16 protein-coding genes, 1 other RNA gene and 1 riboswitch are annotated in these 15,006 nt (G+C 63.3%); of the genes, 13 read left to right on the forward strand and 4 right to left on the reverse strand.

Translation table 11 applies throughout. From position 1 onward, the window contains the following. Nucleotides 1–87: 87 nt before the first annotated feature. The 4 genes from B0B52_RS09930 to B0B52_RS09945 form a co-directional block, all read right to left on the reverse strand. Entirely contained in the window at nt 88–888 is an 801-nt protein-coding gene (locus B0B52_RS09930) for a sulfite exporter TauE/SafE family protein (RefSeq protein ID WP_077593465.1), read from the reverse strand. A 54-nt stretch (nt 889–942) separates the two neighbouring features. Beyond that, a non-coding RNA gene (gene ssrS, locus B0B52_RS09935) (6S RNA) lies at nt 943–1,122 on the reverse strand. A 67-nt stretch (nt 1,123–1,189) separates the two neighbouring features. Further along, nucleotides 1,190–1,558: a cell division protein ZapA gene (locus B0B52_RS09940; protein WP_077593466.1), complete on the reverse strand. Its 369-nt coding sequence runs from the start codon at nt 1,556–1,558 to the stop codon at nt 1,190–1,192. Further along, nucleotides 1,555–1,815 (reverse strand): cell division protein ZapB, encoded by a 261-nt coding sequence (locus B0B52_RS09945; protein WP_077593467.1) that lies wholly within the window; start codon nt 1,813–1,815, stop codon nt 1,555–1,557. The genes B0B52_RS09940 and B0B52_RS09945 overlap by 4 nt, the downstream gene beginning before the upstream one ends. A 36-nt stretch (nt 1,816–1,851) precedes the next feature. After that, nucleotides 1,852–2,141, forward strand: a riboswitch (cobalamin riboswitch). Between the two features lie 81 nt (nt 2,142–2,222). Here B0B52_RS09945 and B0B52_RS09950 point away from each other — a divergent pair. From B0B52_RS09950 to B0B52_RS10010, 13 genes are all read left to right on the forward strand, one after another. Beyond that, nucleotides 2,223–4,106: a TonB-dependent receptor domain-containing protein gene (locus B0B52_RS09950; protein WP_168173524.1), complete on the forward strand. Its 1,884-nt coding sequence runs from the start codon at nt 2,223–2,225 to the stop codon at nt 4,104–4,106. A gap of 27 nt (nt 4,107–4,133) precedes the next feature. Next, on the forward strand, nt 4,134–5,480 hold the full coding sequence (locus B0B52_RS09955; RefSeq protein ID WP_077593469.1) for a cobyrinate a,c-diamide synthase: 1,347 nt from the start codon (nt 4,134–4,136) through the stop codon (nt 5,478–5,480). Continuing rightward, nucleotides 5,477–6,328: a cobalamin-binding protein gene (locus B0B52_RS09960; protein WP_077593470.1), complete on the forward strand. Its 852-nt coding sequence runs from the start codon at nt 5,477–5,479 to the stop codon at nt 6,326–6,328. Before B0B52_RS09955 ends, B0B52_RS09960 begins: the two co-directional genes overlap by 4 nt. Next, the gene (gene cobU, locus B0B52_RS09965) at nt 6,321–6,902 is read left to right on the forward strand and encodes a bifunctional adenosylcobinamide kinase/adenosylcobinamide-phosphate guanylyltransferase (protein ID WP_077593471.1); all 582 of its coding nucleotides are present in this window, start codon (nt 6,321–6,323) and stop codon (nt 6,900–6,902) included. The genes B0B52_RS09960 and cobU overlap by 8 nt, the downstream gene beginning before the upstream one ends. Next, a complete protein-coding gene (locus B0B52_RS09970) occupies nt 6,899–7,780 on the forward strand; it encodes an ABC transporter substrate-binding protein (RefSeq protein ID WP_077593472.1) in 882 nt (293 codons plus the stop codon). Before cobU ends, B0B52_RS09970 begins: the two co-directional genes overlap by 4 nt. Then, on the forward strand, nt 7,777–8,805 hold the full coding sequence (locus B0B52_RS09975; protein WP_371327391.1) for a FecCD family ABC transporter permease: 1,029 nt from the start codon (nt 7,777–7,779) through the stop codon (nt 8,803–8,805). Before B0B52_RS09970 ends, B0B52_RS09975 begins: the two co-directional genes overlap by 4 nt. Nucleotides 8,806–8,828: 23 nt before the next feature. Continuing rightward, complete coding sequence (locus B0B52_RS09980; protein WP_077593473.1) at nt 8,829–9,596, forward strand: ABC transporter ATP-binding protein; 768 nt, start codon at nt 8,829–8,831, stop codon at nt 9,594–9,596. Nucleotides 9,597–9,607: 11 nt separating this feature from the next. Next, complete coding sequence (cobO, locus tag B0B52_RS09985; protein ID WP_077593577.1) at nt 9,608–10,189, forward strand: cob(I)yrinic acid a,c-diamide adenosyltransferase; 582 nt, start codon at nt 9,608–9,610, stop codon at nt 10,187–10,189. A 132-nt stretch (nt 10,190–10,321) separates the two neighbouring features. Beyond that, entirely contained in the window at nt 10,322–11,032 is a 711-nt protein-coding gene (gene bluB, locus B0B52_RS09990; protein ID WP_077593474.1) for a 5,6-dimethylbenzimidazole synthase, read from the forward strand. After that, a complete protein-coding gene (cbiB, locus tag B0B52_RS09995) occupies nt 11,032–12,036 on the forward strand; it encodes an adenosylcobinamide-phosphate synthase CbiB (RefSeq protein ID WP_371327392.1) in 1,005 nt (334 codons plus the stop codon). Before bluB ends, cbiB begins: the two co-directional genes overlap by 1 nt. Continuing rightward, a complete protein-coding gene (locus B0B52_RS10000) occupies nt 12,036–13,049 on the forward strand; it encodes an aminotransferase class I/II-fold pyridoxal phosphate-dependent enzyme (protein ID WP_077593475.1) in 1,014 nt (337 codons plus the stop codon). The genes cbiB and B0B52_RS10000 overlap by 1 nt, the downstream gene beginning before the upstream one ends. Continuing rightward, entirely contained in the window at nt 13,046–14,503 is a 1,458-nt protein-coding gene (locus tag B0B52_RS10005) for a cobyric acid synthase (protein WP_077593476.1), read from the forward strand. Before B0B52_RS10000 ends, B0B52_RS10005 begins: the two co-directional genes overlap by 4 nt. Before the next feature lie 54 nt (nt 14,504–14,557). Beyond that, entirely contained in the window at nt 14,558–14,983 is a 426-nt protein-coding gene (locus B0B52_RS10010) for a potassium channel family protein (RefSeq protein WP_077593579.1), read from the forward strand. The last annotated feature ends 23 nt before the right edge of the window (nt 14,984–15,006 follow it).

Below are 15,006 nucleotides of genomic sequence, written 5' to 3' on the forward strand. Positions count from 1 at the left end.
GCCATCGTGGAACCGGCTTTGCCGGGCCACAGATGGTGTCCCCTGTAGGGGAAGACGCCGAAGGCGGCTCAGGGGGGGGTGTAGTTATCAGCGCAGCAGGAAGTACGCAGCCAGAACATACAGCACGGCCGCGAACACTTTTTTCAGCGGCCGGATGTCCATGCGGTGGGCCGTGCGTGCGCCCAGCGGTGCCGTGCTGATGCTGGCCAGCGCGATGACGATCAGACCCGGCAGGTAAAGAAAACCCACGGAGCCGGGCGGCATCTGCGGCAGATCCCGGCCGGCCCAGATGTAGCCCAGCGTGCCGGCCAGAGCGATCGGAAAACCTAGCGCCGCCGAGGTGCCCACGGCGTCATGAATTTTCACGTTGCACCAGGTCATGAACGGCACCGAGACAAAGGCGCCACCTGCACCCACCAGTGAAGACAGCATGCCGATCACTCCGCCCATGCCGAAGGTGCCCAGCCGGCCGGGCAGCGTGCGGCTTGGTTTCGGTTTGCGGTCCAGAAACATCTGGGTGGCAGAAAAAGCCACGAAGACCGCAAACAGGACACTCAGAATCTTCCCTGGCAACGCTGCTGCCACCTGGGCGCCGACCAACGCACCCAACAGAATGCCGGGTGCCAGCAACCGGACGATGGGCCAGAGCACCGCTCCACGCCGATGGTGCGCGCGTACTGACGAGAGCGAGCTGAAGCAGATGGTGGCCAGCGAGGTGGCGACCGCCATCTTCACGGTGTATTCCTGCGGGTAGCCCTTGGACGTGAGGATGAAGGTCATGAAGGGCACCATCAACATGCCGCCGCCGATGCCCAGCAGGCCGGCGAGAAAGCCGGTGCACAGGCCCAGCAGGAGGAGTTCGGCAATGAGTTGGGGCTCGAGGGACATCGGATCTGCGCTGGTGGGCGTGACCCCGGTCAAGCCCGGGATGATGAGAGGAAAAAGGTGTCTGCGAGTACCACCGGACCGTCATCCTGAACCAGGGTTCAGGTGGGCGAGGGCAGTCAGGTTTCGGGTTCGTCTAACGCGAGACGATCACGCCTGCCTGACAATTTACCAAGCCCGTGCTCTAAGAGCATTGGTTCAAGGAAATATAAAGCCCGGTGCGCACCGCAGACAGATTGATTGTAGGCTTTTGCTGCTGGCTGTGCCGTGTCTAGGCCCAGCTAAAATCTCAGTTTGAGTCGCTCTACAGCAACCGGCCGTCAACGCCCAGCGCGCTGTCCAGGCGTTCCAGCAGGGCCGTCAACTGCGGCTGAGATGCTGCTTCTGCCGTTCGCACAGCGCCATTGGTTTTTGCGGCAGTTGCAACGGGCGGTGCCGCAGCGGAGCTGCGCGAAGCCTTCAGCGCATTGGCTTCCAGCTCGGACAATTCGAACGCAAGGTTAAGTGCGGCCAGCACGGCGATACGGTCGCGTGCCTTGATTTTTCCGACGTCACGGATCTTGCACATGGCTGCATCGACTTTTTCCACGGCATCGAGCAGGCGCGCCTCGCCGCCTTCCGGGCAGCCGAGCAAATAGCTCTGGCCCATGATCTGTACATCAAGCTGCTTCATCGGTTGGATCCCACCCTGTCTGTGCCGTGGTCTGCCCCGTCGATGGCCATGGGCGATGCCGAGTCGGGTAGCCGATCAAGCAGGGCATCGACCCGCGCGCGCGCTGCACTCAGGCGGGAGCGAAGCGAGTCGCGTTCCTGGGTGAGCTCATGGACCTGTTCGCTGAGCAGTGCGTTGGTGCGCTGCAATTCCTCGTAGCGCAACAGAAGCCGCTCGACGCGTTCGGTGATCTGGTCGATATGGGTTGGGTTCGACATGTCGGCCTCAATTGTAGGGTTTGCGCGCTTTTGGCGCGTAGAATCTTGCCTGTTGGTGCTCGCGGTGTGGTTCACACGCCGCAGTTCAACGGGAAGCAGGAGGAAGTTTTTGCCATTCGGACCGGGTTAGCCCTGATCTGCAAGCGCTGTGACTTTTTAACCTGCGCTGCCCCCGCAACGGTAAAACGGACGAATGTTTTCCTGAAATTCAGCTTCAGGTGCATTCAGCCCTCATCACTAGCCACTGTGCGTTTGAACATACGCATGGGAAGGCGATGAGGACAGTTCCGTCAGCCCGGATACCGGCCAACAAGGTGAACGCGCGCGTCCTTTCCTGACCGAGCGTTTGTAACGCTCATGCACTGGCGGGGAAGCCGGTGAGGGCATTTTGTTGAATGTTTCCGTCCATGAAAACCCGTTTTTCCCATACGCGCCTTGCCGTGCTTCCCCTGGCGCTGGCCGCCGCTTTTCCATCTTTTTCGCAAACCCAGGACACGCCGCAACTTCAGGCGACGGTGGTGACCGCATCGCGTGTGGCCACCCCCATCACCGACGTTATTGCGGATGTCTCGGTCATTGACCGGGAAGCGCTGGAGCGTGCAGGGCAGTCTTCACTGCGTGACCTCCTGGCTCAGCAGCCGGGTATACAAATGGGCACCAATGGCAGCTATCGCTCAAACACCGGCATTTTCCTGCGCGGCGCCAGCAATTCCCAGACCATTGTGTTGATTGACGGCGTGCGCGTCGGCTCGGTGACTTCGGGCGGCGCATCGTTCGAGAACCTTCCGCTGTCGCGGATCGAGCGCATCGAAATCCTTCGCGGCGCGGCCTCTGCCCTCTACGGCCCGGATGCCGTGGGCGGTGTCATTCAGATATTTACCCGCGAGCCTGCGGATGCGCTTGAACTCAGCGCAGGCGCCGGCTTTGGCTCAGACGGTCAGCGGCAGCTCGATGCCTCTGTGCGTGGCAGCGCTGGAGCCATTGGCTACAGTCTCGGCGTATCGCGCGAAAAGGCCAGTGGCATTAACGTCTCCACCAATCCGGCGTCGACCAGTTTCAACCAGGATGCAGACGGTTTCGATTCGGTCAGCGTTGACGCAAAACTGACGGCCAAACTCAACCGCGACCATGGCTTGACCCTCAGCCTTTTGCACAGCGACACCGAATACCAGTTTGACGGTCTTCCGTCGCCCAACCCGCTGCGCCTGACCAAACTGACGTCTGACGCCCGGGCAAAACCCAAAATCAACAATGCCACGGTCAAATGGGACGCGCAGTGGCTGCCGCAGTGGAAGTCCACCTTGATCGCAGGTACCAGTGATGAAGACTCGGTCAGCGAGTACTACCGCATCTCTGACGGCGCTTTTGGCGGCAGCAGCCGTTTTAACAGCAAGCGCCAGCAACTGACATGGCAAAACGACATCACGTTTGGCAAAGACGCGCTGTCGCTCATGCTGGAAGATCGTTCCGAGGCCGTAGACAGCTCGACCACCTACACAGTCAGCGAGCGCGAGGTGCGTAGCGCCCTGGTGTCCTATGCCTTCAATCGCGAGCGCTGGAATGCCCTGGCCGTGATCCGCAACGACAAGAATTCGCAATTTGGCAGCTTCAATAACTGGGCGCTTTCCGCGGGCTACCGGTTGGTGGGAGGGCTGCGTGCGGTGGGCAGCATCGGCACCAGTTTCCAGGCGCCCACTTTCAACCAGCTTTATTTTCCGGGCTTCGGCAATCCCGCGCTGGTGCCACAGAAGAACCGGGCAACCGAGCTGGGGCTGAAGTACCAGCAGGACAACCTGGCACTGAGCGCCGTGGCTTATCACAACGACATCCAGGGCTTCATCATTCCGTCAACCAATGTCCAGAGCTCGCAAGCCGTGCTGCGCGGGGTCACGCTCAGCGCGAGCCTGCAGGCGGGCGCAACCGACTATTCGCTGTCTTATGACTATGCCGATCCGCGGTCCTACTCCACGGTAGCTGCCCAGAACGACCTGCGGCTGGTGCGTATGGCGCAGAACGTGCTGAACGCGCGGATTACCCATCGCATGGGCGACGTCAGTGTGTTTGGTGAACTCAAGCTCTCCAGCAACCGGGAAGACGCCAAGGTGGTGGGCACCGGCCGCGACACGCTGCCGGGTTATGGCGTTCTCAATACGGGCTTGAACTGGAAAATCCAGAAGAATGTTTCGATGTTGGCCCGTATCAATAACTTGACCGATAAGCGCTATATGCTGGCTAACGGTTTTTCTGTCCCGGGCCGTAACATGTTTGTTTCCATGTCGTGGACGATGTGAGTTTCGGCTGACCTGACGAGCTCCTCCATGTCTGTTACCCGATGTCCAGCCATTCTTATTGCGGCCCCTGCCTCCGGCCAGGGCAAGACCACGGTCGCCTGCGCGCTGGCGCGGTTGCATGCGCGTCAGGGCCGCCGGGTGCGGGTGTTCAAATGCGGGCCGGACTTTCTCGACCCGTACTGGCTCACCTTGGCCAGCGGTGCGCCGGTGCACCAGCTCGACTTGTGGATGACCGGCGAGACCGATTGCGCGCAGCGCCTGCATGATGCCGCACAGCAGGCCGACCTGATCATTGTGGAAGGCGTGATGGGCCTGTTCGATGGCCAGCCGAGCGCGGCCGACCTGGCACAACGCTTTGGCTTGCATGTGCTGGCAGTGATCGATGCATCCGCCATGGCCGGTACCTTTGGTGCGCTGGCTTGGGGCCTTCAAGATTACCGGCAGGACCTGCCTTTTGCCGGTGTCCTGGCCAACCGGGTGGCGTCCGAGGGCCATGCGCTCATGCTCAAGGATGGCCTGCGCGACCCGGCGCAATGGCAAGGCGCGTTGATGCGCAACGCCGATTTCACTTTGCCCGAGCGTCATCTGGGCCTGGTGATGGACGGCGAAATTGGTGATGCGATGGCTCGGCTCGATGCCGCGGCTGATGCGCTGGCCGCAACACCCTTGGGGCAGATGGATGGGGTAGCGCTGCAAGCCTGGACCGTGGATTTTGAGGCACCGCACAGGGTGGAGGAAGATGGGGCTGCCGATGTCCTGCGCGGCTGCACGATTGCCGTCGCGCGCGATGCAGCCTTCTGTTTTCTGTATGCGGCCAATCTTGATTGCCTGCGGGCCACGGGCGCCCAACTTGTATTTTTCTCTCCTCTCGCCGACTCGGCGCTGCCGGCGTGTGATGCGCTTTGGCTGCCCGGTGGTTATCCGGAGCTGCATGCCGAGGTGCTGGCGGCCAACAGCGGCATGAAAAAAAGCATCATGGCGCATGTGTCGGCCGGCAAGCCGGTCTGGGCGGAATGCGGCGGCATGATGGCCTTGTTCGATACGCTGGTCACTGTTGAAGGCGTCAGTCATGCCATGTGGGGTGTGTTGCCCGGCCAGGTAACCATGCAGCAGCGCCTGGCGGCGTTGGGGCCGCAGCAGCTGGAGCTGCCGGGCGGTGTTCTTCGCGGTCATACCTTTCACTACTCAACCTGCACCACGCCGCTGGAGCCAGCCACCCGCACCCGTGCTGCACCCGGCCGCACCTTGCGGGGTGAAGGCGAGGCGCTTTATGTGGATGGACCGGCGGCTTGCGTCAAGGCCAGTTATTTCCATGCATGGTTTGCATCCAGCCCGGCGGCGGCAGCCCGCCTGTTCTCGAAGGGGCAACCATGAATCAACCGGCCAACGACTGGCGCGCGCTTGCCGCCTCGGCGGGCACCGGCGGCTACGGCCCGCAGCGCATCGTCTGCCTGACGGAGGAGCCTACCGAGTGGCTTTACATGCTTGGTGAAGAGCGCCGCATCGTCGGCATCTCGGGCTACACCGTGCGGCCGCCGCGGGCGCGCGAGGAAAAACCCAAGGTCAGTGCTTTTCTCAGCGCCAAGATCGACAAGATCGTCGAGCTGCAGCCCGACTGCGTGATCGGGTTTTCCGACCTGCAGGCCGACATCGCGTCGCAGCTGGTCAAAAAAGGCATCCAGGTCACCATCTTCAACCAACGCAGCGTGGCGGAAATTTTCTCCATGATGTACCAGCTCGCCGCCATGGTGGGCCAGGAGGCGCGGGGGTTGGCATTGATTCAGGGCATGCAGCGTCGCCTGCTGGAGATCGAACGGGCCGCAGCAGGCCTGAAGCGCCGGCCGCGCGTGTTTTTTGAAGAGTGGTACGACCCGCACATCAGCGGCATCGCCTGGGTGTCGGAATTGATCGGGATTGCCGGCGGTGACGATTGTTTCCCCGAGCTGGCGGCCAAGGCCATGGGCAAGGACCGCATCATTGCCGACGGGGGAGAGATCGTGCGGCGCGACCCGGACATCATCCTGGGCTCCTGGTGCGGGCGCAAGTTCAGGCCGGACCATGTGAGAGCCCGGGCCGGCTGGGAAAATGTCAGCGCCGTCAAAAACAACCAGCTGTTCGAGATCAAGTCTGCAGACATACTTCAGCCCGGTCCCGCAGCGCTGACTGACGGCATTGAGCAGATTCACCAATTGGTGATGAACTGGAGCCAGGTTCATGCCTGAAATTGCACGCAGCGAACTGATCCTCGGCGGCCAGCGCAGTGGCAAGTCGCGCCGCGCGGAAATGCTGGCACAGCAGTGGCTGGCACAGTCGTCCGGTCACCGTGCCGTACTTGTCGCGACCGGCCAGCCGTGGGACGACGAGATGCGCGAACGCATACTGCGCCACCAGCAAGACCGCGCCGAAAGGGTCCCGGGCATGGCTACCGTCGAGGAGCCTGTGCAGCTCGCGCAAGCCATTGCGAGGGAAAGCTCGCCGCGGACCCTGGTGGTGGTTGACTGCCTGACCCTGTGGCTCACCAATCTGCTGATGCCTGCCGAAGATATGAAGCCAAATCGGTCTCCAGCCCTTTCTCTATCTGGGCAGACAGCTATGCTTTTGGAAGCAATCACCAGCAGCAAGGGCCCACTGGTTTTTGTCGGTAATGAAATCGGACTGGGCGTGATTCCCATGGGCAGCGAAACACGGGCTTTTGTCGACGCCCTGGGCCGGCTCAACCAGGAGGTGGCGAAGGCGTGCACGCGCGTGACCTTCATGGCGGCTGGTTTGCCGCTTACGCTGAAAGAGCAAGCATGAGAAAAAGAACAGGCAGAACAGGCGCCTTGCTGGTGGCGCTGTGTGGCCTAGTGCTTGCGCCGGTGCACGCCTTGCAGCTCACGGACGATCGCGGCATCACAGTCACCTTTGCCCAGACTCCGCAGCGCATCGTCAGCCTGCTGCCTTCGCTGACCGAAAGTGTCTGCGCAATGGACCAGTGCCAGCGCCTGGTCGGCGTTGACCGGTATTCGAACCACCCGGCCAGCGTGCGCAGCCTGCCAGTGATGGGCGGCGGACTGGACCCGAACATCGAAGGTATTGTCGCGCTCAAGCCCGACGTGGTGCTGCTGGCGACTTCTTCGCGCGCCAGCCAGCGCCTGGAATCGCTTGGCATCAAAGTGGTGGCGCTGGAGCCCAAAAGCCACGTCGATGTCCGGCGTGTGCTCGGGAAGATCGGCGTGCTGCTCGACATTCCCGACGCGCAGGGTGCGGACCGCCTGTGGCGCATCATCGACACCAGCATCTCGGCCGCGGCCCAGTCGCTGTCGCCCAAGGCCAGAAGTGCGCGTGTATATTTTGAAGTCAGCCGCGGCCCCTATGCCGCCGGCGAGTCGTCCTTCATCGGCGAAACACTCACGCGCCTCGGGGTCAAAAATGTAATTCCCGCATCGCTGGGCCCCTTCCCGCGGCTCAACCCCGAGTACGTGGTGCGCGCCAACCCCGATGTGATCATGGTCGGCAACCGCAGCATGCAGGCCATGGCGTCCTACCCTGGTTGGGGCAGCATCAAGGCGGTGCGCGAGCAGCGCATCTGCGTGTTCGGCGTGGGCGAGTCCGACGTGGTGGTACGCCCCGGTCCGCGCATGGCCGAGGCGGCCCGCCTCATGGCCAGGTGCCTGGAGGACAAAGCGCCGTGAGCGCGGTGGCCCTGCCTTTTCCGAACCAGCACCGCCAGGCCCTGCTGCTGGCTCTGGGCCTGCTGCTGGCCAGTGCGGCCCTGCTGCTGCTCGGCGTGAGTGTGGGCAGCACCGGCTTCGAGAGCGTGCGTAACATGCTGGACGAGGCGCAGGCCCTGCAGATCGTCCGCGAAATCCGCCTGCCGCGCACGGTGGGCGCCTGGCTGGCCGGTGCCCTGCTTGGCCTGGCCGGCGCGGTGGCGCAAGGCCTGTTTCGCAACCCGCTGGCCGACCCTTATTTGCTGGGCAGCGCCTCGGGTGCCTCGCTGGGCGTGGCCAGTGCCATGGCGCTGTTCGGCGTGTCGCCGTTGGCCATGCACTGGCTCGCGCGCATCGGGCTCACCGGCGCGGCATTTGTCGGCGCCGTGCTGGCCGTGCTGCTGACCCTGCTGCTGGCCAAGGGTGTGCAGCACACCCTGCGCCTGTTGCTGGCCGGCGTGATCGTCGGTGTGGTGTTGGGTGCTTTCACCTCATTGATCCTGCTGCTCACGCCCGAGATCATGCAGGCCATGCAGTCTTTCATGCTGGGCAGCACCGGCTTTGTCGGTTGGACCGCGTGTGCGTTGATGGCGGTGGTGCTGGCCGTCACCGTGCTGGCCGCCTGGATGATGAGCCATGTACTCGATGGCCTGGCCCTGGGCGAGTCCACCGCGCAAAGCCTGGGCCTGCGCCTGCCCCAAATGCGGGTGGCACTGGTGGCGGTGCTGGCGCTGGCCACCGGCACCGCCGTGGCGCAAACCGGACTGATTGCTTTTGTCGGCCTGGCCGCACCGCACCTGGTGCGCTCTGTCGTCAAGACCACCCACGGCCGCCTGATTGTGCTGGCCAGCCTGATGGGCGCGGTGCTACTTACGGCCGCCGACACCCTGGCGCGCTGGCTGGTGGCGCCGCAGGAGCTGCCAGTGGGTGTGCTGACGGCCGTGCTGGGCGGCGGTTACTTGCTCTGGCTGATGCACCGGCACACCGGAAGAGGGGCAGGCCTGTGATGCCAATCACCTCTTCGGTTGCTATGGATTCAATAGCTATCGATGCCCGATTTATAAGGGCCAGGCTCGGAAATATCGAGGTATTGCACGACATTTCCCTGGCGCTGCCGGCTGCGCGCTGGACCAGCATTGTTGGCCCCAACGGCGCCGGCAAATCCACCCTGCTAAAGGTGCTGGCCGGTTTGCTGCCGCACCACGGCGAGGTGGCCTTGCTCGGCCATCCGCTGCTTGCCATGCGCGCGCGTGAACGCGCGCAGCAGCTGTCCTGGCTGGGCCAGAACGAAAGCTCGGCCGACGACCTGACCGCTTATGACGTGGCCATGCTGGGGCGCTTGCCGCACCAGGCCTGGCTGGCCCCGCCCAGCGCGCAGGACCATGCCGTCGTCGAACGCGCGCTACAGGCCACGCAGGCCTGGGACTGGCGCAGCCGCGCCCTGGGCCAGCTCTCCGGCGGCGAGCGCCAGCGTGTGCTGCTCGCGCGTGCGCTGGCAGTTGAGGCGCAGGTGCTGCTGATGGACGAACCGTTGGCCAACCTCGACCCGCCGCACCAGGCCGACTGGCTGCGCATGGCGCGCGAACTGGTGAACGCCGGCAAAACCGTGGTCAGCGTGCTGCATGAAGTTTCCTTTGCGCTGCAGGCCGACGACCTGGTCGTCATGGCTTCAGGCCGGGTCACGCACCAGGGCGCCTGCGGCGCTGCGGCCACGCACCGCGCGCTCGAAGAAGTGTTCGACCACCGCATCGCCGTTCATCAACTCGCCGGCCAGTGGCTGGCCGTGCCCAGAATCTGAAAGACCTCACCATGCAAATAGAAGCACCCCCGACAGAAAAGAGCTACGAGAAACCCGAGGGCGAACGCCGCGGCCTGATCATTGTCAACACCGGTGACGGCAAGGGCAAAAGCACGGCAGCTTTCGGCCTCGCCCTGCGCGCCCACGGCCGCCACCATGTGCATGGCAAGGCCGTCAAGATTTTCCAGTTCATGAAGGTGCCGAGCGCGCGTTTCGGCGAGCACCGCATGTTCGAGCAGATCGGCATTCCCATTGAAGGCCTGGGCGACGGCTTCAGCTGGAAGAGCCAGGACCTGGAACATTCGGCCCAGCTCGCGCGCAACGGCTGGGAGAAAGCCAAAGCCGCCATTCTCGGCGGTGAAAACTTCATGGTCGTGCTGGACGAACTGACCTATCCACTGATCTACGGCTGGATGCCGCTGGACGATGTGCTGCAGACGCTGAAGAACCGGCCGAAGGATGTTCACGTTGTCATCACCGGCCGGCGCTGCCCTCTCGAGATCATCGAGCTGGCCGACACCGTGACAGAGATGACCCTGGTCAAACATGCGTTCAAGGCGGGTATACCAGCCCAGCGCGGGATCGAAGACTAGAAGATGCGAATAAATCTACTGCGCCCACCGATCTCGCACCTGCGGTCCTCACCGTACGTGTGTACGGCTCCGGTCCTTGATGCAAGCTCGGCGCGCTCGCTACGATTTCTTCGCACCTTCTGAGCGCTCAACATGAGTGGTCAATCCCCGAGTCACGCCTTTTCCCTGCCCGAGATAGCAGCGGTCTACCGCGCCATTGACGAGCGGCGCGACATGCGGCATTTTGCCGGCGGTGAGGTGGCGCCCGAATTGATGCGACGTCTGCTGCAGGCAGCGCACCACGCGCCCAGCGTGGGCTTCATGCAGCCCTGGCGTTTCATCCGCATCTCGACGCGTCCGCTGCGCGAGACGCTGCATGCATTGGTGGAACAGGAGCGTGTCCTGACGGCGCGCGCCCTCGGCGAGCGCGAGGAAGAGTTCATGCAGCTCAAGGTGGAAGGCCTGCTCAGTGCAGCAGAGGTCTGGGTGGTGGCGTTGGCCGATGGCCGCGAGAAACATGTGTTCGGCCGCCGGACCCTGCCGCAGATGGACCTGGCGTCCGCCGCCTGTGCCATCCAGAATCTCTGGCTGGCCGCCCGCGCCGAAGGCCTGGGGATGGGCTGGGTGTCGTTGTTTGAGCCGGCGGCAGTCAGTGCGCTGCTGCAGATGCCGGCCGGTGCTGAACCGATTGCCTTGTTATGCCTCGGGCCGGTGAGCAAGTTCTATGAAGAGCCGATGTTGCAGCGGGAGCGCTGGGCGAGGCGTTGCGCGTTGGAAGACCTGGTTTTTGAAAACAGCTGGGGCCGGCCAATGGCCCCGGCTCTTCCTGTTGCCGCCGGCCCGATACTGCCGCTGGCCCGCTGATGCTGCTCGCCCTGTATGTCCCGCACAACCCGATGGGTCTGGCTCTTCTGGCCGCTGGTTTGCTGCTCGCCCTGTGGCTAGCGCTGGTGATCGACTGGCGCTGGGGCGAGCCCGCTGCGGCCTGGCATCCGGTGGTCTGGATGGGGCGTTACCTCGGCGTCTGTGGCAGGCGCCTGACAGCCTGGCCACCAGCCGCAGCTTTCGCCGGCGGCGCGCTGGTCTGGTGCGCCGGCGCTGCTGTGGTAGGCGGGCTCGCGCTCGGACTGCAGTGGCTGTTCGTGCGCCAGCTGCTGCGCCTTGACATCGCTGCAGTCGGAAATGGACTCCCGGCCGTGGCGCTGGTGCTGCTGCTGGCAGTGCTGCTCAAACCCATGCTGGCCTGGCGCATGTTGCGCGAGGAGGTGCTGGCCGTGGAAGCCGCCTTGCAGACTTCGCTTGCGGCGGGTCGGGAGCGCTTGTCGTGGCTGGTCAGCCGCGATGTCAGCCAGCTCACGGAGGGCGAGGTGCGTGAAAGCGCGATCGAGTCGCTCGCCGAAAACCTCAACGACTCCGTGGTGGCGCCCGTTTTCTGGTTTGTGCTGTTTGGTTTACCCGGTGCAGCCGTTTACCGCTTTGCCAATACGGCGGATGCGATGTGGGGTTACCGAGGTGAATGGGAATGGGCGGGCAAGTGGGCCGCGCGCGCCGACGATGTGTTGTCGTGGTTGCCCGCCCGTTTGGCTGCGGTTCTGATATGGCTGGTTGCGGGCGAGTTTCGCTTGGCGGGCCTGCGCAAGGAGGCGCTACAAACCCCATCGCCCAACAGCGGTTGGCCCATGGCCGCCATGGCGTTGGCTCTGGGTGTTTGCCTGCACAAACCCGCGGTGTACGTCTTGAACAAGGCTGGCAGGACGCCACAGGCTGTGGACACGGCTCTGGCCGTCAGTATTGCATCAAAAGTGGTGGTTGCCCTTATTCCCTGTGCGCTACCAGCTACTTTTTTGATAGCGCTAGGAGTCGCCTGATGGAAGACGGGAAAACGTTTCCAGCACGCAGCCACGGCGGCGCCGACGGCGAGGGCGTGCCGCTGCATGACTTCTCGACCAACAGCAATGCCTGTGGTCCGTGTCCGCAGGCGCTGCTCGCTGTGCAGCAGGCCGACGCGTCGGCCTACCCCGACTCCAGCTACACGGGTTTGCGTGCGCAGCTCGCTGCTTTCCATGGCGTGCCGGCGCAGCAGGTGCTGTTGGCGGGCAGTGCCAGCGAGTTCATTTTCCGCGTGACCTCGCTGGCCGCGCAGCGTACCGGTGCAGCCGTCTGGTTACCGCCCTACAGTTATGGCGACTACGCGCACGCAGCGCGAGCCTGGAAGCTGCCGGTGGTGGCCGATCCGGCGCAGGCACAACTGCGCTGGGCCTGTGACCCCTCCAGTCCACTCGGTAAGGGGCAGGCCGCGCTTGACCAGCTGATAGATTCGGCTGCGCTCTGTGTACTCGACCGCGCCTACGAACCGCTGCGCCTGGGTGACGCCCCCGCCTGGCGCGCCGAAGTCCTGCAGCAGTTCTGGCAGCTTTGGACTCCCAACAAGGCGCTGGGGCTGACGGGCGTGCGTGCCGCCTATGTGGTGGCTCCTCCGGGCTCGGAAGACCTGGTGGCGCAACTGGAGAGCCTGGCGCCCTCGTGGCCAGTGGGGGCGCACGGGGTTGCGATGCTTCAGGCTTGGGCATTGCCCACTGTGCAAGCTTGGCTGGCGGGCTGTCTGCCAGTCTTGCACGAATGGAAGTCGCGGCAAATCGCGTTGTGTGAGGCATTGGGTTGGACCTGTCTGCCCAGCGAGGCCAACTTCTTTTGCGCCCAGCCTGCCTTGCCGAAGGGAACGAGTCTGCAGGACGCATTGGTGCAGTTGCGCCGGCACGGTATCAAGCTGCGGGACACCACTTCATTTGGGTTACCCGGCCATGTGCGGTTGGGCGTGATGCCGCCTGCCGCGCAGGACGCGCTGCACAATGCGTGGCAACACATCGAGGCAGATTCATGAGTGCAAAAAGCGTGATGGTTCTGGGCACCACCAGCGGCGCCGGTAAAAGCTGGCTGACCACCGCCCTGTGCCGTTACTACGCGCGCCAGGGCCTAAAGGTTGCGCCCTTCAAGGCGCAGAACATGAGCAACAACGCCCGGGTAGTTTCCGGTGGAGAGATCGGCAGTGCCCAGTATTTTCAGGCGCTCGCGGCAAGTGCTGTACCTGAAGTCCGCATGAACCCCTTGCTGCTCAAGCCCGAGAAAGACACGCAAAGCCAGGTCGTCCTGATGGGCCAGGTCAACGCCGAGCTTTCGCGCATGGCATGGCGTGGCCGCAGTGCCTCGGTCTGGCCCGTGGTGGCGCAGGCGCTTGACGAGTTGCTGGAAGAAAACGACGTGGTCGTGATCGAGGGTGCGGGTTCACCCGCCGAGATCAACCTCAAGCACAGCGACATCGTCAACATGCGGGTTGCGCTACATGCCAATGCAGCTTGTCTGTTGGTCACCGACATCGACCGCGGCGGTGCGTTTGCACACCTGTACGGCACTTGGGCGATGCTCAATGAAGCAGAGCGGCAGTTGATCAAAGGTTTCGTACTCAACAAATTCCGCGGGGACGCAACTTTGCTGGCACCCGGCCCGCAGATGTTGCAGGATTTGACTGGTGTGCCCACGGTGGCCACGCTGCCCATGTGGTGGCAACACGGCTTGCCGGAAGAAGACGGTGTTTTCGACGACCGCAGCAAGGCATCGGGCGCAGTGACCAGAACGGTGGCCGTGATTGCCTACCCACGCATCAGCAACCTTGACGAATTCCAGCCCCTCAAAAACATGCCGGGCATTCGCCTGACGTGGGTGCGCAGCCCGGCCGAACTTGCTGCCATGGCACCCAGTGACTGGATCATCCTGCCCGGTTCCAAACATACCAGCGGCGACCTGGCCTGGCTGCGCGGGCAGGGGCTGGACCAGGCCATCGCGGCACACGCAGGCCGGGGTGGGGTGGTGCTTGGCATTTGCGGCGGCTTGCAGATGCTGGGCGAAGCGCTGATTGACCCGCACGGCATTGATGGCAACGGGCCCGGCCTGGGCCTGCTGCCTGTGGTGACACTGTTTGAAGAAAGCAAAACCGTGCAGCACCGGCAGGCCGGCTTTTCATCCGTGAAGGGAGCGTGGGCGGCACTGTCGGGCGTGCAGGTGCAGGGCTACGAGATTCACCATGGCCAGACCGCACCGCACAGCGCCATGGCCGCGGCCGGCGATGTGGCATATGCCGTCATGCCGGATGGGCTCGCCTGGCAAAACGGTGGCGGTAATGTGCTGGGCATTTACCTGCACGGCCTGTTTGAAGACCCTGCGGTGCTGCATGCCCTGTTCGGCGCGAATGTCCCAACGCTTGATTCGGTGTTCGATGGCCTGGCCGACTACATCACACAGCATTTCCAACCCGGGGTGCTGGATGCGCTGGCTGTCTGAGGTCCGAGCGCCTATAGTTCGCCTGTCTTCAACAACCCTTTGCACCGGTCCAACGTGATCACCATCGTCCTGGTAAATATTGCAGTCGTCCTGGTTGCCGTGGTCATTCACTACGAATTCCTGTTCCGACTGACCCGTTGGTTGCCGAAGGTCCGGGTCAGGCATCGGTTCAAGGTGCTGCTGGGTGTCGGTGGCGCCCTGGTCGCCCATGCGGTAGAGGTCTGGCTTTTTGCTGTCGCCTATTACCTGATGCACCACGCCGAGGGGTGGGGCCGCCTGACAGGCAACTTCAACGGCAGCTTCATGGACTGCGTTTACTTTTCTTTCACCACATTCACCACCCTGGGCTTTGGCGATATCCAGCCCATGGGTGACTTGCGCTTCCTCACCGGTATCGAGTCCCTGACCGGCCTGGTGCTGATCACCTGGACCGCATCATTTCTGTTTGTGGAGATGCAGAAGTTCTGGGATTCGAAGTAAGGCAGAGCGAAGAGCAGTCCAGG

This window comes from Polaromonas sp. A23, assembly GCF_002001015.1.
Lineage (GTDB): Bacteria > Pseudomonadota > Gammaproteobacteria > Burkholderiales > Burkholderiaceae_C > Polaromonas.